The following is a 16274-nucleotide window of genomic DNA, read 5'->3' as shown; positions in this document are numbered from 1 at the left end:
CATTCTATTGGATAAATCAACATATTAAGATATAATAAACGTATGGTATACGACAGATTCCAGAATGAAGCCATCGATTTCATAAACCAGGGTTATTCAGTCATAGTATCGGCTCCGACGGGCGCCGGGAAGACTGCCATAGCCGAACACGTGATAGAGACCTGCCTGCAGCAGGGCCGAGCCGTCATATACACGGCGCCCATAAAAGCCCTATCCAACCAGAAGTTCCGCGATTTCCAGGTCAATTACAAGGACAGTATCGGCATATTGACCGGCGATGTTTCGCTGAACCCCGACGCGCCCGTCCTCATAATGACCACAGAGATATTCCGTAATAAGATACTTGACCAGCCGCAGTCACTGAAAAAATACTCATGGGTCATATTTGACGAGGTCCACTACATAGACAATCCGGAAAGGGGTACCGTCTGGGAAGAGTCGCTTATCTTTATGCCGCCGCACATGAACATCCTCTGTCTTTCCGCCACCATACCCAATATAACGCAGTTCGCAAAGTGGATAGAATCTGTCCATAAAAAAGAGATAAAAGTAGTGATAGAGGCCAAGAGGCCTGTGCCCCTTCATTTTCTCTACCAGATCCATAACAGGGTTGTAGAGTCTCTTCACGATGTCGCGAAGGCGCGCGGCAGGTACCAACCCAACAAGACACATGCGCTTATAAAGTACGTCAAGGACAAAGGCGGGCTACCCTGTATATATTTTGTCTTCAGCAGGAAGAGGGCGGAATATCTCGCCTCTGAGCTGTATAACTACAATTTTCTAGATGAATCGGAACGCTCCAAAATCATGTCATTGTATGACTCGCTCTGCGACCGTTTTGACCTGAAACATGAGAAGAGCGCGGTATCCATGCTTCCGTTAATAGAGCGGGGTATCGCGTTCCATCATGCAGGCATGCTTCCGACCCTTAAAGAAGCTATAGAAAGGCTTTTCACGAGCAGGCTGTTGAAGGTCATATTTACTACGGAGACCTTTGCTTTGGGGATAAATATGCCGAGCCGTTCGGTGATATTCGACGAATTGATGAAATTTTACGGCACCTACGTCAGGACGCTCAAGACGCGCGATTTTTACCAGATGGCCGGCCGCGCAGGAAGGCGCGGCATAGACAGGGAAGGTTTTGTCTATACCAGAATAAATCTTCACAGGGTGCGGTACGATGAGGTGAAGAGGATAATATACGGCACGCCGGAAGATGTCAGGAGCCAGTTTAACGCGTCATACGCCACAATCCTTAACCTTTACGAGAAATATAAGGAGGATCTCTTCGGTATCTATCCGCTGTCGCTCCACTATTTCCAGGAGAGACAGCAGAAAAAAGCAGATGCCCTGCGCCTCATGGAGAATAAACTTAAAATACTAAAAGAATTCGGCCATATTAATGAAGGTTCTCTTACGCCTAAAGGGTTGTTCGCAAAAGCCGTATATGGATATGAACTTCTGCTTGCCGAGTTTTACGACGCCGGGGTATTCGAGGATCTGGATGAGAACGCGTTGGGCGTCATGGCAGTGGCTACGGTATTTGAGCCTCGCAAGAACCAGCGTGTTGCGGGACTATCCAAGTCCGCGCAGAATATGCAGATACTGGCCGAAAAATTCCACGACAGGATCAGGCATAAGGAAGCGAGATACGCGATACGGCCGTTCAGCAAGATCCCGCACTTTAACCTGGCCAAGGCCATGGAATGCTGGATGGGCGGCATGAAATTTTCAAGGATGCTCCAGTTCACGGATACGGACGAAGGCGAGGTCATACGTTATTTCCGGATGGCGATACAGATATTGAGGGAGATCGAGGATGCGCCCATCTCCCCCGCCTTAAGTGATCGTATAAGAAAAGCGATATCGTTCATAAACCGCGATATTATTGACGCCGAGAAGCAGCTGCGTGAAAGCTGATCTTTTTTACCGATGATTCAGTCGGGTTGAAATATCCCATCATCAGGCCGGGAAAGTCGTTTTTTAGCGTTTCGACCTCTTCTTTAATTCCTATAAGGCGTGACGCGTCCGTCTTTATCTTCATTTTCCTGAAATAAAAGATCGGGTCAAAGTTCAGGTTCCTCCACTGTATCATGTCGATGCAATAAGTCTTTATAAGTCTTTTTAATGCCTGAAATTCATCATTAGAGTCACTGAATCCCGGCATAGTCAGGTAATTTATAGAGACAAAGTGGTTCTTTTTTTTCGCAATATCAATGGACCGGATCACGTCATTAAAGTTATAACCTGCCGGCTTATAGTATGCTGTATAATATTCGGGCCTTGCGCTGTTCATGCTCACCCTGATGCTGTCGAGTCCTGCGTCGAATAGCCTTTCTAATATACGCGGCATGCTGCCGTTGGTATTCATATTGATAAGGCCTTTTTCCGTCTTCTTTCTTATCAGTTTTATTGCGCGCTCTATCTGTTCCCCCGCCATCAGCGGCTCGCCGTCGCAGCCCTGCCCAAAACTGACGACAGTATCTTTGACGTTCTCGATATGGAATATGGCTACTTCGGCGATCTCTTCGGATGAAGGAGCGAATTTTATACGCGGCTGTGTTTCGGGGCACTTTGTCCTTACCTGGTACGAGATACAGCCTAAGCAGACTGCATTACAGGTCGGCGATGAGGGCAGCGGCCCTTCGTATCTGTGCAGGAAGAAGTTCTGAGCTCCCGGGCATCCGTAGTCCATGGCACATGACTCCAGGTGAGATATCAGTCTGTTATCCGGAAAAAGCTTCTTGAATGCGCGGATATTTTTTCTCACAAGGTATATGTTGATGAATCTCGTATCGTGGCGGCGATCCTTATCTACTCTGAATGCCGCGACATGAAATGTCCCCTTATATAATGCTGCGGCGGCATAAGCGAAGAGCGGAAGCGGTCTCGGGCGGCCAATCTCACTATAAGGACTATTGTAGGTCACTGTGTATCCGGGCGGAAGGAACGCGGCTACGCCAAAATTGCTTATGGTTGGCGTAAAATAGGCCGTCTCGGGGTCGTACCCGACCGGCCTCCTGTCAGGCAGCATGAATAACCGGCTTCCGGGGGGCAGTTTTATCAGATTAGCCGGTTCCAGCTTGACAAATGTTCCGGCCTTCATGCCGGATGCTTCAAGACGGTCGTGGCTGAATATATCCCCTTTTTTATTCGAAACCAGCAGCTTCAGTCTTCCCCTTCGCATTGTCTGTTGCGCTCCTTTTATATGTATGTCCAGGCTTGAGTTGATCCATCAATTCCATCCTGTCCAGCTTTCGCAAGGCCTCTATAATATATTTCCTGTTCTGCAGCTGCGCATACTGGACAAGTGAGCGCTGGAGCTTGCGCTCTCTCAAGCCCTTAGCGACATATATCGTCTTTCCGGTAAGCGGATCAAGCCCTGCATGATACATGCATCCCGACATTGTCATAGGCAGAGGTATGAAATCCTGTATCTGCTCCGGGTGGATATGCATCTTTTGCAGAGAGATGCTGAGCTCAAGCGCGGTATCTAATCCTGCGCCGGGATGGCCGCTTATGAGGTAGTTGACAAGATACTGCTTCTTCTTTAAGAGGGCGTTCGTCTCATTGAACCTGTCGACGAATTTTTTATATTGGCCGAAAGAGGGCTTGTTCATCAGTTTCAGGAGATTGAGGTTGCTGTGTTCAGGCGCCACCTTAAGATATCCGCTTATGTGGTCTTTGCAAAGCGCCTTTAGGTATTCATCCGACTGTTTATCTAATAGAAGATCATAACGAACGCCGCTGCCTATGAATATATGTTTGACCTTTGGTATCTTCAGCGCCTCGTGCCACAATTTTAATGTTTCCGGATACCCCAGCTTCAGTGATGAGCATTTCGCGGGCGTCAGGCACATCTTCTGGCTGCATGAGCCTTTTCCTTTCCAGAGTTCGCAGTATGACCTATACAGATTTGCGGTAGGGCCCCCTATATCTGTTATGGTGCCTTTAAAATCGCTCCTGGAAGCGATATGCCTTATCTCCGATAATATGGAGCCCTGGCTCCTGGACTGGACGATCCTCCCCTGATGAAGATAGAGCGAGCAGAAATTGCATGCGCCCGGGCAGCCCCGATGCGATGTCACGGAAAACCGTACAGTCTCAAAACCCGGAACACCCCCCGCCTTGTCGTATGAAGGATGCCAGGCGCGCGCATAGTCGAGGGAATATATCTTGTCTAATTCATCTATTGTCATAGGCACGGCAGGAGGGAATTGAATAACATGTCTATCGCCGTGTTTCTGAATTACGGTCTTTCCCCTGAACGGATCGGTTTCTAAGTATATAATTTTGAAAGAATCATTGAATTTCTTGTTGTCGCCAACTATCTCTTCAAACGATGGTATAGCAGCACTCTCCCCTACGCCGCTTGCGCTATTTCTTGCTATGACGGTACCCCTGATGTTAAAAAGCGTGCTTGTGCTTCCGGAGTCTTTCAGTCTGGATGCTATTTCAAGGATTTGTCTCTCCCCCATCCCGTATACCAGTATGTCCGCCTTTGAATCTAATAGTATAGAACGGCGCACTTTATCGGACCAGTAATCGTAGTGAGCAAGCCTCCTCATGCTCGCCTCGAGACCGCCGAGCACGACAGGTACGCCCGGGAATAGCTCCTTCACTTTGTTCGTGTAGATGATGCCGGCTCTGTCCGGCCGGAGGCCCGATCTGCCGCCGTGAGAATAATCATCGCCTGACCTTATCTTCATGCTGGCCGTGTATTTGGCGAGCATCGAATCGAGGTTCCCTGCCGTGATGCCGAAAAACAATTTCGGCCGGCCGAGCCTTAAAAAGTCGTCGCTCTTTCGCCAATCCGGCTGCGCGATGACGCCTACTCTGAATCCCGCGCTCTCGAGGACTCTCCCTATTACAGCGGCCCCGTAAGAAGGATGGTCGACGTAAGCGTCGCCCGTGACAAGGATGACATCGACTTCATGCCATCCCCGGTCATCCATATCTTTCTTCGATATCGGCAGGAAATTTTTATTCATATGCTATAGACAGTATCTTCCTGTAGACTTTCCTGAAATCCTTTGTCCTGCAGTTGTAGTCGGCCATTCTCGACAGTTCAGGGCTTGAGGAGTTGAAGGCTATGGAATAGCCGCACCTTTTTGCCAGCGGTATGTCGCCTTCGCTGTCCCCGACAGATATGATTTCATGAGATTTTACCTTGAAGGTCTTGAATATATGTAAAAGTATCTTGTCCTTGGCTCCGTGCGCCAGGTTTATTTTTACCCCGCCGGTCAGTTTGCCGTTCCTGGATAGAAGGCGGTTTGACAGAGCGTAGTGAAAGCCCATCTCTCTTTTTATCCGGTCGCCCATGTATTGAAGCCCGGTCGATATCGCTACGAGCTTGAAGCCGCGCTTCTTCAGGTCCCTTATCGAAGAGGCGGCATTTTGGGAATATCGGACCGATCCGAATATCTTCCTTATACGGCGATCCGGCATGCCTTTCCAATGCGCCGCGTCCAGTTCGCAGAACTTCCTGTAGTTTATCTTGCCCGCGAAAAATTCCTCCTGATACCTGAACGCCCTGTTGGACCATAGCCCCAGCTTCTCATGGATATAGCGCCATGAGCTTATGTGCCTGGTTATTGTCCCGTCTATGTCGAATATTATAAGTTTAAACTTCATTCGTATTAGAGTATTTTTAACAGGTTCAGGCCTGTCTTTGGGTCGATCTCTTTCGTAGCATTTACGCCTTTAAGTTCGAATACTACCGCCTCTATCACAAGGAAGACCTTCGACTTCTTCCTGACGCAGCCGGTAAGAGTCTTCAGCTTTTTGCCCATCGATACATGTATGTGTATCTGCGGAGCCGACTTGTTAGTAAATATCGTCCCTATGCCCATAGTCTCCCAGGCCTTGTCGAAAGAGACCCAGTTAGGTACAGGCGGTATTACAGGCAATTTGGGTCCTGTCACAAGGTCCCCCTTGTTCAGGGCACCCAGGAAAACTATGACTGCCGCTTGCAGCTTCTCACTGCGGGCAAATTTATCCAATTCATCTATCAGGATGTCGTTATTGTTGAATTTTAAGAGAAATATTCGACCTATCCTGCCTTTTGTATATTGCATAAGCCTCCTGTATATTTTTTAGACCGTAACGGATGAAAGTTTACCTTGCGGGAATAGCGTGTATTATCGCCGCGGCGACCTCTTTCGCCGAATCTTTGACGCTCTTGGACGGCATGATGCCGAACATTATGGATTTTGGCTGGATACCGATGATCACTATGTCGCAATTTATAGAGCTCGAAAGGTAGCTTGCAAGGACTTCGGCGGGCATCTTATGGGTTGAAAAGGAAACGCCGGCGCCGATCTTATCGGGAGTGAGGACTATTATCGTGCCCGGCTTTTGCTTCATCTCAATAGCGTCTATAATAACCAGGTGAGTAGGGCCAAATTCTTTTATTACGCCTGTGAGGTTCTCGGGAGCGGTCTCCCCGAAAAATATTTTAAGCTTCGCTCTCCCGGCCCTCTTCTTAGGCCTCTTATCCAGTTCGGCGGCAACGAGTATGCCCGCCGCATCATCGGCCCTTAGGTCGGAACCGATGCCGAGCACGGCTACTCTTTTAGCGCCGGCAAATCTATCCCTTAGGAACGTCTTCAGGCCCGGCATTGAATGTCACCCGTAAGTTTTTGCGGTCTAATGCGGCTAGTTCGAATTCCCTTGTAGCTTCCAGCGCTTTTTTTACGCATGAGTCGACGCATTGCGCACAATATATGCATTTCCCCAGGTCTATGTCGGCCTCAAATTTCTTATCCCCCACCTTCCTTATCTTTATGGCGTTTGAAGGACAATCGCGCATGCACATCATGCATCCAATGCACTTTTCCGGATGAAAAAGTAGTTTGCCCCTGAAATTCTTCGGCATCTCCGATTTCACGAATGGATACAACATAGTTGCCGGCTTCTTGAATATCGACGCCAGCACCTGTTTAATCATCTTTCCAGGGCGTATCATCTTATCAATATCCCCTTCAGGACTAGATTTATGGCGATCTGTAGGAAAGCGAACGGCGATACATATTTCCAGCAGAATACCATCATCTGGTCTATCCTTAGGCGCGCGAATACCGTCCGCGCCAGAGCAAGTATGACTACTATCGATAACACTTTTACAACGAATAACAAGAATCCTAAGGCCGGAGGCAGTGACAGCCCGAACGGCAGGAAAACGGCCGCAAGGAGAGCGGAGCCCACTATTACCTCTATATCGATCGATAATCTGAAGAGCCCCAGCAGCCTGCCGCTGTATTCCGTAAAAGTTCCCGCGACTATCTCTGTTTCTGCTTCCGGGATGTCAAACGGAACTTTTTCAAGTTTGCCCAGGAGAGCGATTATCGATATGGCGAAACCGATCAGGTTGAAGAGCCAGTACCACGGATGAGTATTATAGAATACGGCCATCCTGCTTAGCGACCATGTGTCGGCAAGAAGCGCCGGCGCAAGGATGCTCATGAGGAGCGGAACTTCGTACGCAAAGAGCTGCGTAAGGGCGCGGACCGCTCCTATCTTTGAATAGAGCGATGTGGAGTACCACCCTCCTAAAAAGTATGTCAGGGTCGGTATGGTCAACAGGTATAGTACAACTATGAGGTCGCCCTTGAAAGAGTATAAGGCTTCGGTGCCCCATAGCGGGATATACATTATAGCGGTCACGGTGGCTGACAGCGCGAATACCGGCATTGCCCTGAACATCGACGGGTTCGCTTCTTCCGGTATTATATCTTCTTTCGATATGAGTTTTATAAAATCCGCTACAGGCTGAAACCACGGCGGCCCTATCCTGTTCTGCAGTCTGGCGTTCAATTTACGGTCTATATATTCCGCGGCCCATCCGAATATCATCAGGAAGGCCAGCCCGGGGAATATCAGCATGTTAAACAATGATCCTATAATGTTCATCCCAGTTTCTTTCGCATCTTTTTGTTTAGGTCTGAGAAATCGATCCCGTGATGCTTGTACCAATGTATACTGTAAGAGTGGAGCTCTTCCCACTCCATGAGCTTTTTTGAGCGCTTATCCGCTTCTCTTACCATAGTTACCCTGTCCGTGCATGAGAAGCACGGATCTATCGCCGCTATAACTATAGGCAGGTCCGCAAGCTGCCTGTCCTCAAGCATCTTGGCGACCGTTTGTATATTTGCAAGCGTCGGAGCTCTTACTTTTACCCTGTCCGGCTTGTCGGTCCCGTTGGACCTGACATAGTGGACGTCTTCGCCTCTCGGCGCTTCATATCGGCTTGTGGCTTCGCCCGCCGGTATCTTGCGCGGTGCTTTTACGGCTATAGGACCTTCGGGCATCTTCTTTGCGAGTTGGCGTATCATACTGTACGATTCAATCAGCTCACCCATCCGGACGAGTGTCCTTCCGTACACGTCATTATGATCGTCGGTTATGACCTTGAACTTCAGGTCCGCATACGCCGCATATGGATCGTCCCTGCGGACATCCCTATCGACTCCGGACGCGCGCGCTGTAGGGCCCACCGCTCCCAGCTTAATAGCGTCTTTTGGCGAAAGTATCCCGACGCCGGACAACCTGTTTATAAGAGTCGTCTCCTGCGTCGCGATCTGTATATAATATTTTGTCCTCTCCTCCAGGGCATCTACTGCTTTAAGGACATCCTTAATCTGTTCTGCGGAGACATCCCGCCTGACGCCGCCTATTGCGTTTAGCCCGTAGTTTACCCGGTTGCCTGTAAGGCTTGCCAATATATCCATGACAATCTCACGGTCGCGCCAGGAATACATAAGGAGCGTGTCGAAGCCTACCTCGTGTCCCGCGACCCCGAGCCAAAGCAGGTGACTATGTATCCTTTCCAACTCTGCTACCAGCGTACGGATGTAGAGCGCGCGTTTCGGCACTTCCAGTTTCGCGATTTCCTCGACGGCCTGGACGAAACACGTTGAATGGGAGTGTGAACATATGCCGCAAATTCTCTCTGTGAGATACACGTCCTGAACATACGTCCGCTCTTCGCAAGCCTTCTCGATTCCCCGGTGGTTATATCCGAGCCTTGCGCTGAACTTCATTATCTTCTCGCCGCTTAATGTCACCGAGAAACTTTCAGGCTCTTTGAGCATTGGGTGTTGCGGGCCTATAGGAATAATGACTTTATGCATCTTTAATGTCTCCCTTTTTCGCTTTCCAGTCTTTACGCAGCGGGAATTCGTCGGCCGGCCAATCGTCCGGCAAGGGATATCGCTTGCCTTCTGCGAGCCCCTCGATCTTGATTCCCAATAAGTCGGCTATCTCCCTTTCGTAAATATCCGCCTGAGGAAAAGAACTTGTTATTGTAGAGATCTTCGGGTTCTCTTTAGATATATGCGTCTTCAGGTTCAATACAATCCCGTCCTGCCTTCCTACATGGTAGATTAATCCGAAAGTATTGCCCTCATCAAGCCCGGTTATGGTGCAGAGGATCGAAAAACCGAGCATATCCACCGCAAATTGCAATACACCGCCCAGGTTCTGCATGTCAACATCGGCGGTTATGCGCCTTGCTCTCTGCGGTATTATCCTGTTCTCCAGGAAGCTGAATTTTTTAGTTAACTCGTTTATGATCGTATCTTCAGCGGTCATTTCGTTTCTTTCTCTTCCAGACTTGTCAATAATTTGACTACGCCGTCTATTATGGCTTTTGGGCTTGCGGGGCAGCCCGGTATATACGCGGATACCGGGATGAGTCTATCGATGCCCGACTCTACGTTGTAGCATCCGTCGAAGACTCCGCCGGAGCACGCGCAGCTGCCTACTGCGACGACAAATTTCGGTTCGGGCATCTGATCATATATTCTTTTAAGCCTGCATTTTATCTGTTTGGTGACGGGACCTGAGCATACCAGCACATCGGCGTGCCTGGGAGTCCCTTTTAATATAACGCCGAAACGTTCGAGATCATAGCGCGGTGTAAGAGCGGCGATGATCTCTATGTCGCAGGCGTTGCATGCCCCGGTATTAAAATGCAGTATCCAAGGGGATTTTATACGCGCCCAGGTTACTACTTTTTGTATAAGCTTCACTGCTATCTCCTGAATAATGTTAATAATGCCACAGCCGCGCCCAAAAGATAAATGACAGCGATGATGAGCGATCCGGTTGTCTCTATAGGCGCAGTTGTCACCATCAATGTAACGACGTGAAGGATGGTGAAGAAAAACGCGAACGGGAAGAATTGGCTATAGTCCGGCTGCATCAAATTGGTAGAGACGTCCTCCCCGCAAGCATAAGACTTCTCCTGGCCGCCTATATCTCCATGTCTTTTGAATGCCAGGCCTGACATGAGACGTACGCACCCGAGCGTCACTGCCAGGATTATCAGGAATGCTACCGGAGGAGAAAGTAATATCTTATCCATATCCTACCCTTTGAGGTTGTTCAGTCGTCTTATGTCCAGGTCATCGTTATGCCTGAAGACCCGGAGAGCAATGCCTCCCGCTACTACCACGATGACTACTTCGATCACTATTATGGTTACGACAAGGCTCTGTGTAAGAGCGGTCATACCTGTAAAATACCCCGCGGCTATGACAAGAAGCGTCGCCGCTTTTATTAAAAGCTCCAGGCCTATTATCGCGCGTATAAGGCTGCGCGTAACGAGCAGGCAGTAAAATCCCGCGACCGACAATAGAGCGACAAAAAAACCGAATGTCAGGAACCCCTGCCAGGCTTCAACGTTCATCTTTATCCTTCCCCTCCACGAACAGTATTACGACGCCTAATGCGCCCGCTATCATCAATATTATCTGACCGAACAGGTCGAGCTGCCTTACATCCCAGATGACCCTCCTGGGATCGGGCGCGGCTGCCTGCGCCGCGATGTATTTGTCGGCCATGCCGGCAAAATCATTTGGTATCTTAAGAAAGTATAGCGCAACTCCTGCGAGGATCATTACGAAAGGAAGATAACCAAACCTTTTATGCCTGGCTTTTGACCTCTCTATTATCTCTTTATGGGTCAGAGGTTTTGTCAGGCTTATAGTGCTTACGAAGACGACCGTTATGAGCCCCGTACAGACCGAAAGCTCGAATACCGCGGCAAGCGGCGAGTTCAGCCTGAACATGAGTATAGTCAGGACCGCGCTGGTGACTGCCAGGCCTATAGTGGCTTTAAGCAGGCTCCTTCCCATGACAGTCCACATCGTGGCTATCGTCATAAGTACCAGGAGGAGTAAATTTATGTTCATATCGTTTATCATATTATTTAACCAGTATCTCCTTCACCGGCATAAAAAAAATGTTGAATATTATCGGGAAGAACAATCCTACCCCTATCGTTATTGCCGCGAGTATTGAAGATGTCAGGACGAAGCCGAAATTCGCCTCTTTAATGTTTTCAAGCCCGACCGCCAGCTCCCCAAAGAATACGGTCCTCTGCATATACAGGAAGTAGGCCAGCGTCACGACGCTTGCCATAATAGCTATGGCCGCGTATGAATAATAGGCGCTTTGCCACAGCGCTATTATTATGATCAATTTTGACCAGAAGCCGGCAAACGGAGGTATTCCGGATGTAGAGAGCATACCTATCACAGAAGTGGCTCCAGTGACAGGCATCCTGGAAGAGAGCCCTCCCATTTTTTGCATATCGTTGGTGCCGACCTGTTTTTCCACTGCGGCTGCATTTACGAATAGAAGCGATTTGAATATGGCGTGGTTGAATAGATGGAATACGGCTCCGGCGATACCGAGAGCAGTTCCCGTGCCGAACCCTAAAACTATATATCCTATCTGGCTTATGCTCGAATAGGCCAGCATGCGTTTAAAATTTTTCTGCCCCAGAGCGGCAAAGGCGCCTGCCAGGATCGAGATAGTACCAAGGAGCATCAACATCGTTCTTATGCGTTCGTCAAATATGAATACGGACGCCGCCATCCTGATCAGGGTGTATATCCCGGCGGCTTTGGTGACTATGCCCCCCAGCAGAATGGATACCGGCGCGGGCGCGGCCATATACGCGTCCGGAAGCCATCCGTGGAACGGCACGAGTCCTCCCTTGATCAGGAGGCCGCAGATAAATATAACTATGGCGAAGACGATCAAAGGATTGGAGCCGGATTGAGCCAATGCTTCATGGATCGCCGCGAACGATGTGCCGCATGATGATATGAGGATTAACGCAATGGAGGTCAGGATAAGGACCGTCGCGATAGCGGAAAGCATCAAGTATTTAAACGCTCCTTCCAACCCGTTTATGTCCTTGCGGAATGCTATCAATACGAACGATGCGACTGCCGTTATCTCCAGGAATACGTACAGGGTAAATATGTCCCTTACGATGATTATTCCGGTCATGCCTATGGTAGTGATTATCAGGAGGTTGATGAACCTGAATAGCTCGTTCCTGTCCGATAACATGCATTGTCCGACAATAAGACTTGGAAGAGCCACTATTCCTATGGATAGCAGCATTATTACGCCCAGAGAGTCTATTGCAAGCGCAGTGCCATGCACAAGATAGAACTCCACAGCCTCGCGGCCGGAGAAGAGAGTATGCTGTGAAAGCGCAATAAATATCTGAGCCATGAATATCGCCATAGCGAACCAGAATGCGGTCCGTTTGGCTGTCTCCCTGGGCAGCATATTAAGGATTATTATTCCTATGAGCGGTATTAAGATCAGAAGCGCGACCATTCACAAACCCCTATATTAAGAAAAATATTAAGATGATTACTGTAGCCGATAGCGACCATATTATGTATGAACCGAAATTCCCGTCGTGGGACTTTCTTATTAGTCCCGATATCGAGTCGGCAGTCCTTACCGTAAATATGTTGTATGTCCAATCTATGCCGGAGTCGCATAACGCGGCCGCCCTGGAAAATATGTTCGAAACCCAAACGCCCATATTATAAGGGTCGAACAACCCCTTCTGCGCCTTATCGTATATAGTAGAAAGGACGGGCGCATAGTGTATGTGATCGACTGCACCCAAACCGCTTCCGGATCTCTTGACGCCGTATATGTGGTTGAGCAACGCAGCGATCAAGACAATGATCGTTATGACAACGAGCATCGTGTTTGCCGGGAAGGCAGAAAAATTATGTCCTTCAGACATATGCGCGCCGAGCACAGGCTGTATAAAGTTATTTATCGGTATATAACTGCAGACACCGAATAGTATGCAGCCGAGAGCGATAATCACCATCGGAACAAGCATTACGACCGGAGCTTCTTTGACGTTCTTTACGGCTTCCCCCCGCCTTTTAAGGAACGCGGCATGCCCCAGCTTCAGGAACGAGGCCGCGGTGAAGAACGACCCTATCGCGGCCGCTGCGTAGAATATCCAGCCTCTCTCCAGCGCGCCGTCATAAACAAGTTCTTTGGAAAAAAATCCGTTGAACGGCGGGACGCCCGATATCGAAAGAGCTGTTATTATATAACAGGCGAACGTTATCGGCATCTTCGACGAGATGCCCCCAAGTTTATTAAGGTCTGTGGTTCCCGCCTGTTTTTCTACCGCTCCTCCCGTCAGGAACAGGCAGCTTTTATACATGGCATTGTTCAACATGTGGAAGAGCCCGCCGATTATACCCGCAGGCACTAAGGTGCCGATACCCAATATCATATAACCGACCTGGCTTATAGCGTGGTATGAAAGTAGCCTCTTGTAATCTTTCTGTACGAGCGCCATCATTACAGCCAGTATTATGGTAATGGCTCCTATCGTCATAAGCAGATAACTTAAGGATGAATTGGGCTCAAGCGTGAACATGTCGAGGCATATCCTGGTCAGGAAATATATGCCGAGAAGTTTTTCGATAGCCGCGGGTATTACTGCCATGAACGGCAGCGGCGCGTCGATGGCAGCATCAGGTATCCAGCTGTGAAAAGGCATCGACCCGGATTTTGATATCGCTCCAATCATCAATAACAAGAAAGCCGCCCCGCCAAGCCCGGTTGCCGGTATCCTGGCGCCGGATATCATAAGTGTTCCCGATAGATGGCCGAAGAGCGCTATACCGATCATCATGGCCAGGTCGCTTATCCCGAGTATTATGAAGGCCTTCATGGCGGTCTTGAATGCCGTCTTTGACCCTATTGCTATCAAGACGGAAAGCATGATAAGCGAACCTTCCCAGAAGAAGAACATGGACACCAGGTGGTCTGACAACACGGCGCCTGCTATAAAGCCGAGCGTTATTAAAAGGTATGCGTAGAATAGTTTCGCGTACTTCTTGCCGGACAGGAATGCCATTGAATACAGGATCACGAGGAACCCGAAAGCGGCGGCAGCGAGGATGATAAAAGCGCTGAAGTGGTAAAGCCTTAACGCGAACTCTATACCAAAACCGGCCCACGAAGCGATGTAGGCCATGTTAGCATTAAATAGCAAGATGGTGGTAAGCAGATTAGCCGAAGCGGCTATTAAAGCGATGGCTTCTTTCACCCACCGCAGCCTGTCCGGTACTGCCAGGACTATTAACCCGGCTATTATCGGTATCAGGATCGGCAATAATATAGTGTCTGCCATAAACTACATCCCCAGCATCTGTTTTACGGTCATCTGCACGAAGTCGGACGGGTATTTTATGTAAATACCGGCCAGAAGCGAGAGCGTTGCAAGAGCCGCGACGGATACAACCATTATGCGCGACCCTTCCCTTACGCTTCCCAATCGGCTTTCGCCGAGAAAGACCATGTTGAATATCCTCAATAGATAAAGTATTGTCAGGACAGCCCCTACGAAAAATGTCATTGCTATATAATTATGGCTTGATGCTAACGTACCTGAGAATACAAGGTATTTGCTGAAGAAGCCTCCGAACGGCGGCAACCCCATAATAGAGAAAGAGCAGGCCAGAAAAGAGATCGCGGTTACGGGCATGGTGCTCATCAACCCGCCCATCTTTGTTATATCTTTTGTCTTCGCGTTCTGCTCCACGATACCGGCGCAGAGGAATAACCCTCCTTTGGCGAGTCCGTGCATCAGTATGAAAAGGAGCGCCCCGGCTATTCCGATAGAGCTCCCGACACTAAACCCCAGGAATATGAATGCGATCTGGCTGACCGTAGAATACGCAATTATCCGCTTCATGTCCGTTTCGATCAGGGCTGCGCCTGCTGAAACGAGTGCGCTTGCCGCAGCTATGGCAGGCACTATGGTATGCCATATATCGCCGATGGCGAATGTAGCTATGAAAAGCCTGGCGTATACATATACGCCTATTTTGACAAGGACCGCGGCATGAAGAAGCGCCGTTACCGGGGATGGGGCTACGCCGGCGTCCGGCAGCCATGTGTGAAACGGCAATGTCGCAGATTTGGAGAGTATACCTATAAGTATGAGCGCAACGGCAATGTCGGGCAGCGGTAGTGTCCCTAACGCGCTTTTAATGACGGCCAGGTCGAATGAGCCGGTCTTCTGGTAAATAAATATGAAGCCCAATAGCATCGCGAGCGCTCCGAATACAGTCACCAGGAAAGCTTTATCCGCGCGCAGGACGTGCTGTTTTTGCCTGAAAAATCCTATCAGCCTCCAGCTTGTAAGGGCGGTCAATTCCCAGAATATATACAAAAGTATCAGGTTCGCCGAGTAGACGAGGCCCGTCATTGAGCCCAGGAAGAGCACTACCATAAAGTAGTATTCGTTCTGGTTCGGGTAATGGCTTATATATCCAAATGAATATAGAACGATGATAGCCCCTATGAACGAGGATACTATGGCCATAAAGACAGCCAGGCCGTCCGCGTTAAGTATGAAATTAAATCCTATAGGGAGTTGGAGGCTTATAGTGATTGCTTTGCCGGCCAGGATGGCCGGTATCATCGCGATAGAACAGAATAGGGATACGGAAACGAATATTAATGAGAGGTAGTTCCTGAGCCTGGCCGAAAGCATGGCTGCAAGAGGCGTTAAGAACGCCCCGGCCACAGGAACAAAAACAGCCGATAAAAGACAAGCCTCGTTCATCATCTTTTGCGTGATTTCCCAATATATTTAGTAACAAAAAATAAAAAAAAGCCTACCTTACATCATTAAAGGTGCCAGGCGAGCTTCTTTATCTCTGCCCCGCTATTTCTAGCATATTAACATGAAAGCAAGATCAATTCAACAAGATAATGCATGAAAATACGCTAACGGTATTTATTTGTTATCGGCATCCTGCGGTCTTTGCCGAAAGCTTTAGGGGTGATCTTGATTCCCGGCGGAGACTGTCTGCGCTTATACTCGCTCTTATCTACCATAGACAGTACTTTGTTTACAAGCCCCTTTTCAAACCCCATGCTTACAATCTCGTCACTGCCTTTGTCCTCCTCCACAT

18 protein-coding genes are annotated in these 16274 nt (G+C 49.0%); 1 reads left to right on the top strand and 17 read right to left on the bottom strand.

Going from position 1 to position 16274, the window contains the following annotated elements:
* Nucleotides 1-42: 42 nt before the first annotated feature.
* Entirely contained in the window at nt 43-1920 is a 1878-nt protein-coding gene (locus tag WC592_06725) for a DEAD/DEAH box helicase (GenBank protein ID MFA4982144.1), read from the top strand.
* On the opposite strand, the gene WC592_06720 is transcribed toward WC592_06725, so the two are convergent.
* The 17 genes from WC592_06720 to WC592_06640 all read right to left on the bottom strand — a co-directional run.
* Nucleotides 1886-3187, bottom strand: coding sequence for a radical SAM protein (locus WC592_06720; protein MFA4982143.1), 1302 nt, complete (start codon nt 3185-3187; stop codon nt 1886-1888). The genes WC592_06725 and WC592_06720 overlap by 35 nt on opposite strands.
* On the bottom strand, nt 3150-4991 hold the full coding sequence (locus WC592_06715) for a YgiQ family radical SAM protein (GenBank protein MFA4982142.1): 1842 nt from the start codon (nt 4989-4991) through the stop codon (nt 3150-3152). The genes WC592_06720 and WC592_06715 overlap by 38 nt, the downstream gene beginning before the upstream one ends.
* Nucleotides 4984-5634 (bottom strand): HAD-IB family phosphatase, encoded by a 651-nt coding sequence (locus tag WC592_06710; protein MFA4982141.1) that lies wholly within the window; start codon nt 5632-5634, stop codon nt 4984-4986. The genes WC592_06715 and WC592_06710 overlap by 8 nt, the downstream gene beginning before the upstream one ends.
* Before the next feature lie 5 nt (nt 5635-5639).
* On the bottom strand, nt 5640-6077 hold the full coding sequence (locus tag WC592_06705; GenBank protein ID MFA4982140.1) for a DUF296 domain-containing protein: 438 nt from the start codon (nt 6075-6077) through the stop codon (nt 5640-5642).
* A gap of 40 nt (nt 6078-6117) precedes the next feature.
* A complete protein-coding gene (gene hycI, locus WC592_06700; GenBank protein MFA4982139.1) occupies nt 6118-6621 on the bottom strand; it encodes a hydrogenase maturation peptidase HycI in 504 nt (167 codons plus the stop codon).
* Nucleotides 6590-6967: a 4Fe-4S binding protein gene (locus WC592_06695; protein ID MFA4982138.1), complete on the bottom strand. Its 378-nt coding sequence runs from the start codon at nt 6965-6967 to the stop codon at nt 6590-6592. The genes hycI and WC592_06695 overlap by 32 nt, the downstream gene beginning before the upstream one ends.
* Complete coding sequence (locus WC592_06690) at nt 6964-7911, bottom strand: complex I subunit 1 family protein (protein ID MFA4982137.1); 948 nt, start codon at nt 7909-7911, stop codon at nt 6964-6966. The genes WC592_06695 and WC592_06690 overlap by 4 nt, the downstream gene beginning before the upstream one ends.
* Nucleotides 7908-9131 (bottom strand): nickel-dependent hydrogenase large subunit, encoded by a 1224-nt coding sequence (locus tag WC592_06685; GenBank protein ID MFA4982136.1) that lies wholly within the window; start codon nt 9129-9131, stop codon nt 7908-7910. Before WC592_06685 ends, WC592_06690 begins: the two co-directional genes overlap by 4 nt.
* Nucleotides 9124-9591: an NADH-quinone oxidoreductase subunit C gene (locus WC592_06680; protein MFA4982135.1), complete on the bottom strand. Its 468-nt coding sequence runs from the start codon at nt 9589-9591 to the stop codon at nt 9124-9126. Before WC592_06680 ends, WC592_06685 begins: the two co-directional genes overlap by 8 nt.
* The gene (locus WC592_06675; GenBank protein MFA4982134.1) at nt 9588-10031 is read right to left on the bottom strand and encodes an NADH-quinone oxidoreductase subunit B family protein; all 444 of its coding nucleotides are present in this window, start codon (nt 10029-10031) and stop codon (nt 9588-9590) included. The genes WC592_06680 and WC592_06675 overlap by 4 nt, the downstream gene beginning before the upstream one ends.
* A gap of 2 nt (nt 10032-10033) precedes the next feature.
* On the bottom strand, nt 10034-10366 hold the full coding sequence (locus WC592_06670) for a hypothetical protein (protein MFA4982133.1): 333 nt from the start codon (nt 10364-10366) through the stop codon (nt 10034-10036).
* Between the two features lie 3 nt (nt 10367-10369).
* Nucleotides 10370-10690 (bottom strand): NADH-quinone oxidoreductase subunit K, encoded by a 321-nt coding sequence (locus WC592_06665; protein ID MFA4982132.1) that lies wholly within the window; start codon nt 10688-10690, stop codon nt 10370-10372.
* On the bottom strand, nt 10680-11195 hold the full coding sequence (locus WC592_06660) for a hypothetical protein (protein MFA4982131.1): 516 nt from the start codon (nt 11193-11195) through the stop codon (nt 10680-10682). The genes WC592_06665 and WC592_06660 overlap by 11 nt, the downstream gene beginning before the upstream one ends.
* A gap of 13 nt (nt 11196-11208) precedes the next feature.
* Nucleotides 11209-12642, bottom strand: coding sequence for a proton-conducting transporter membrane subunit (locus WC592_06655; protein MFA4982130.1), 1434 nt, complete (start codon nt 12640-12642; stop codon nt 11209-11211).
* 10 nt (nt 12643-12652) lie between these two features.
* Nucleotides 12653-14482: a proton-conducting transporter membrane subunit gene (locus WC592_06650; protein ID MFA4982129.1), complete on the bottom strand. Its 1830-nt coding sequence runs from the start codon at nt 14480-14482 to the stop codon at nt 12653-12655.
* 3 nt (nt 14483-14485) lie between these two features.
* Nucleotides 14486-15925 (bottom strand): NADH-quinone oxidoreductase subunit L, encoded by a 1440-nt coding sequence (locus tag WC592_06645; GenBank protein MFA4982128.1) that lies wholly within the window; start codon nt 15923-15925, stop codon nt 14486-14488.
* A 161-nt stretch (nt 15926-16086) separates the two neighbouring features.
* Nucleotides 16087-16274: NAD+ synthase (locus WC592_06640; GenBank protein ID MFA4982127.1), on the bottom strand; the 188-nt coding region annotated here is incomplete at its 5' end.

Source organism: Candidatus Omnitrophota bacterium, assembly GCA_041648975.1.
Classification (GTDB): Bacteria; Omnitrophota; Gorgyraeia; order 2-01-FULL-45-10; family 2-01-FULL-45-10; genus JAQUSE01.
Note: the sequence above shows the minus strand (reverse complement) of the source record. Positions and strands in the feature narration are given on the sequence as shown.

Coding starts and splice junctions, on each gene's coding strand:
- WC592_06695 (MFA4982138.1), bottom strand. CDS start 6,967: ATGATACGCCCTGGAAAGATGATTAAACAGGTGCTGGCGTCGATATTC.
- WC592_06725 (MFA4982144.1), top strand. CDS start 43: ATGGTATACGACAGATTCCAGAATGAAGCCATCGATTTCATAAACCAG.
- WC592_06720 (MFA4982143.1), bottom strand. CDS start 3,187: ATGCGAAGGGGAAGACTGAAGCTGCTGGTTTCGAATAAAAAAGGGGAT.
- WC592_06710 (MFA4982141.1), bottom strand. CDS start 5,634: ATGAAGTTTAAACTTATAATATTCGACATAGACGGGACAATAACCAGG.
- hycI (MFA4982139.1), bottom strand. CDS start 6,621: ATGCCGGGCCTGAAGACGTTCCTAAGGGATAGATTTGCCGGCGCTAAA.
- WC592_06685 (MFA4982136.1), bottom strand. CDS start 9,131: ATGCATAAAGTCATTATTCCTATAGGCCCGCAACACCCAATGCTCAAA.
- WC592_06655 (MFA4982130.1), bottom strand. CDS start 12,642: ATGGTCGCGCTTCTGATCTTAATACCGCTCATAGGAATAATAATCCTT.
- WC592_06650 (MFA4982129.1), bottom strand. CDS start 14,482: ATGGCAGACACTATATTATTGCCGATCCTGATACCGATAATAGCCGGG.
- WC592_06680 (MFA4982135.1), bottom strand. CDS start 9,591: ATGACCGCTGAAGATACGATCATAAACGAGTTAACTAAAAAATTCAGC.
- WC592_06645 (MFA4982128.1), bottom strand. CDS start 15,925: ATGATGAACGAGGCTTGTCTTTTATCGGCTGTTTTTGTTCCTGTGGCC.
- WC592_06705 (MFA4982140.1), bottom strand. CDS start 6,077: ATGCAATATACAAAAGGCAGGATAGGTCGAATATTTCTCTTAAAATTC.
- WC592_06670 (MFA4982133.1), bottom strand. CDS start 10,366: ATGGATAAGATATTACTTTCTCCTCCGGTAGCATTCCTGATAATCCTG.
- WC592_06715 (MFA4982142.1), bottom strand. CDS start 4,991: ATGAATAAAAATTTCCTGCCGATATCGAAGAAAGATATGGATGACCGG.
- WC592_06665 (MFA4982132.1), bottom strand. CDS start 10,690: ATGAACGTTGAAGCCTGGCAGGGGTTCCTGACATTCGGTTTTTTTGTC.
- WC592_06690 (MFA4982137.1), bottom strand. CDS start 7,911: ATGAACATTATAGGATCATTGTTTAACATGCTGATATTCCCCGGGCTG.
- WC592_06660 (MFA4982131.1), bottom strand. CDS start 11,195: ATGAACATAAATTTACTCCTCCTGGTACTTATGACGATAGCCACGATG.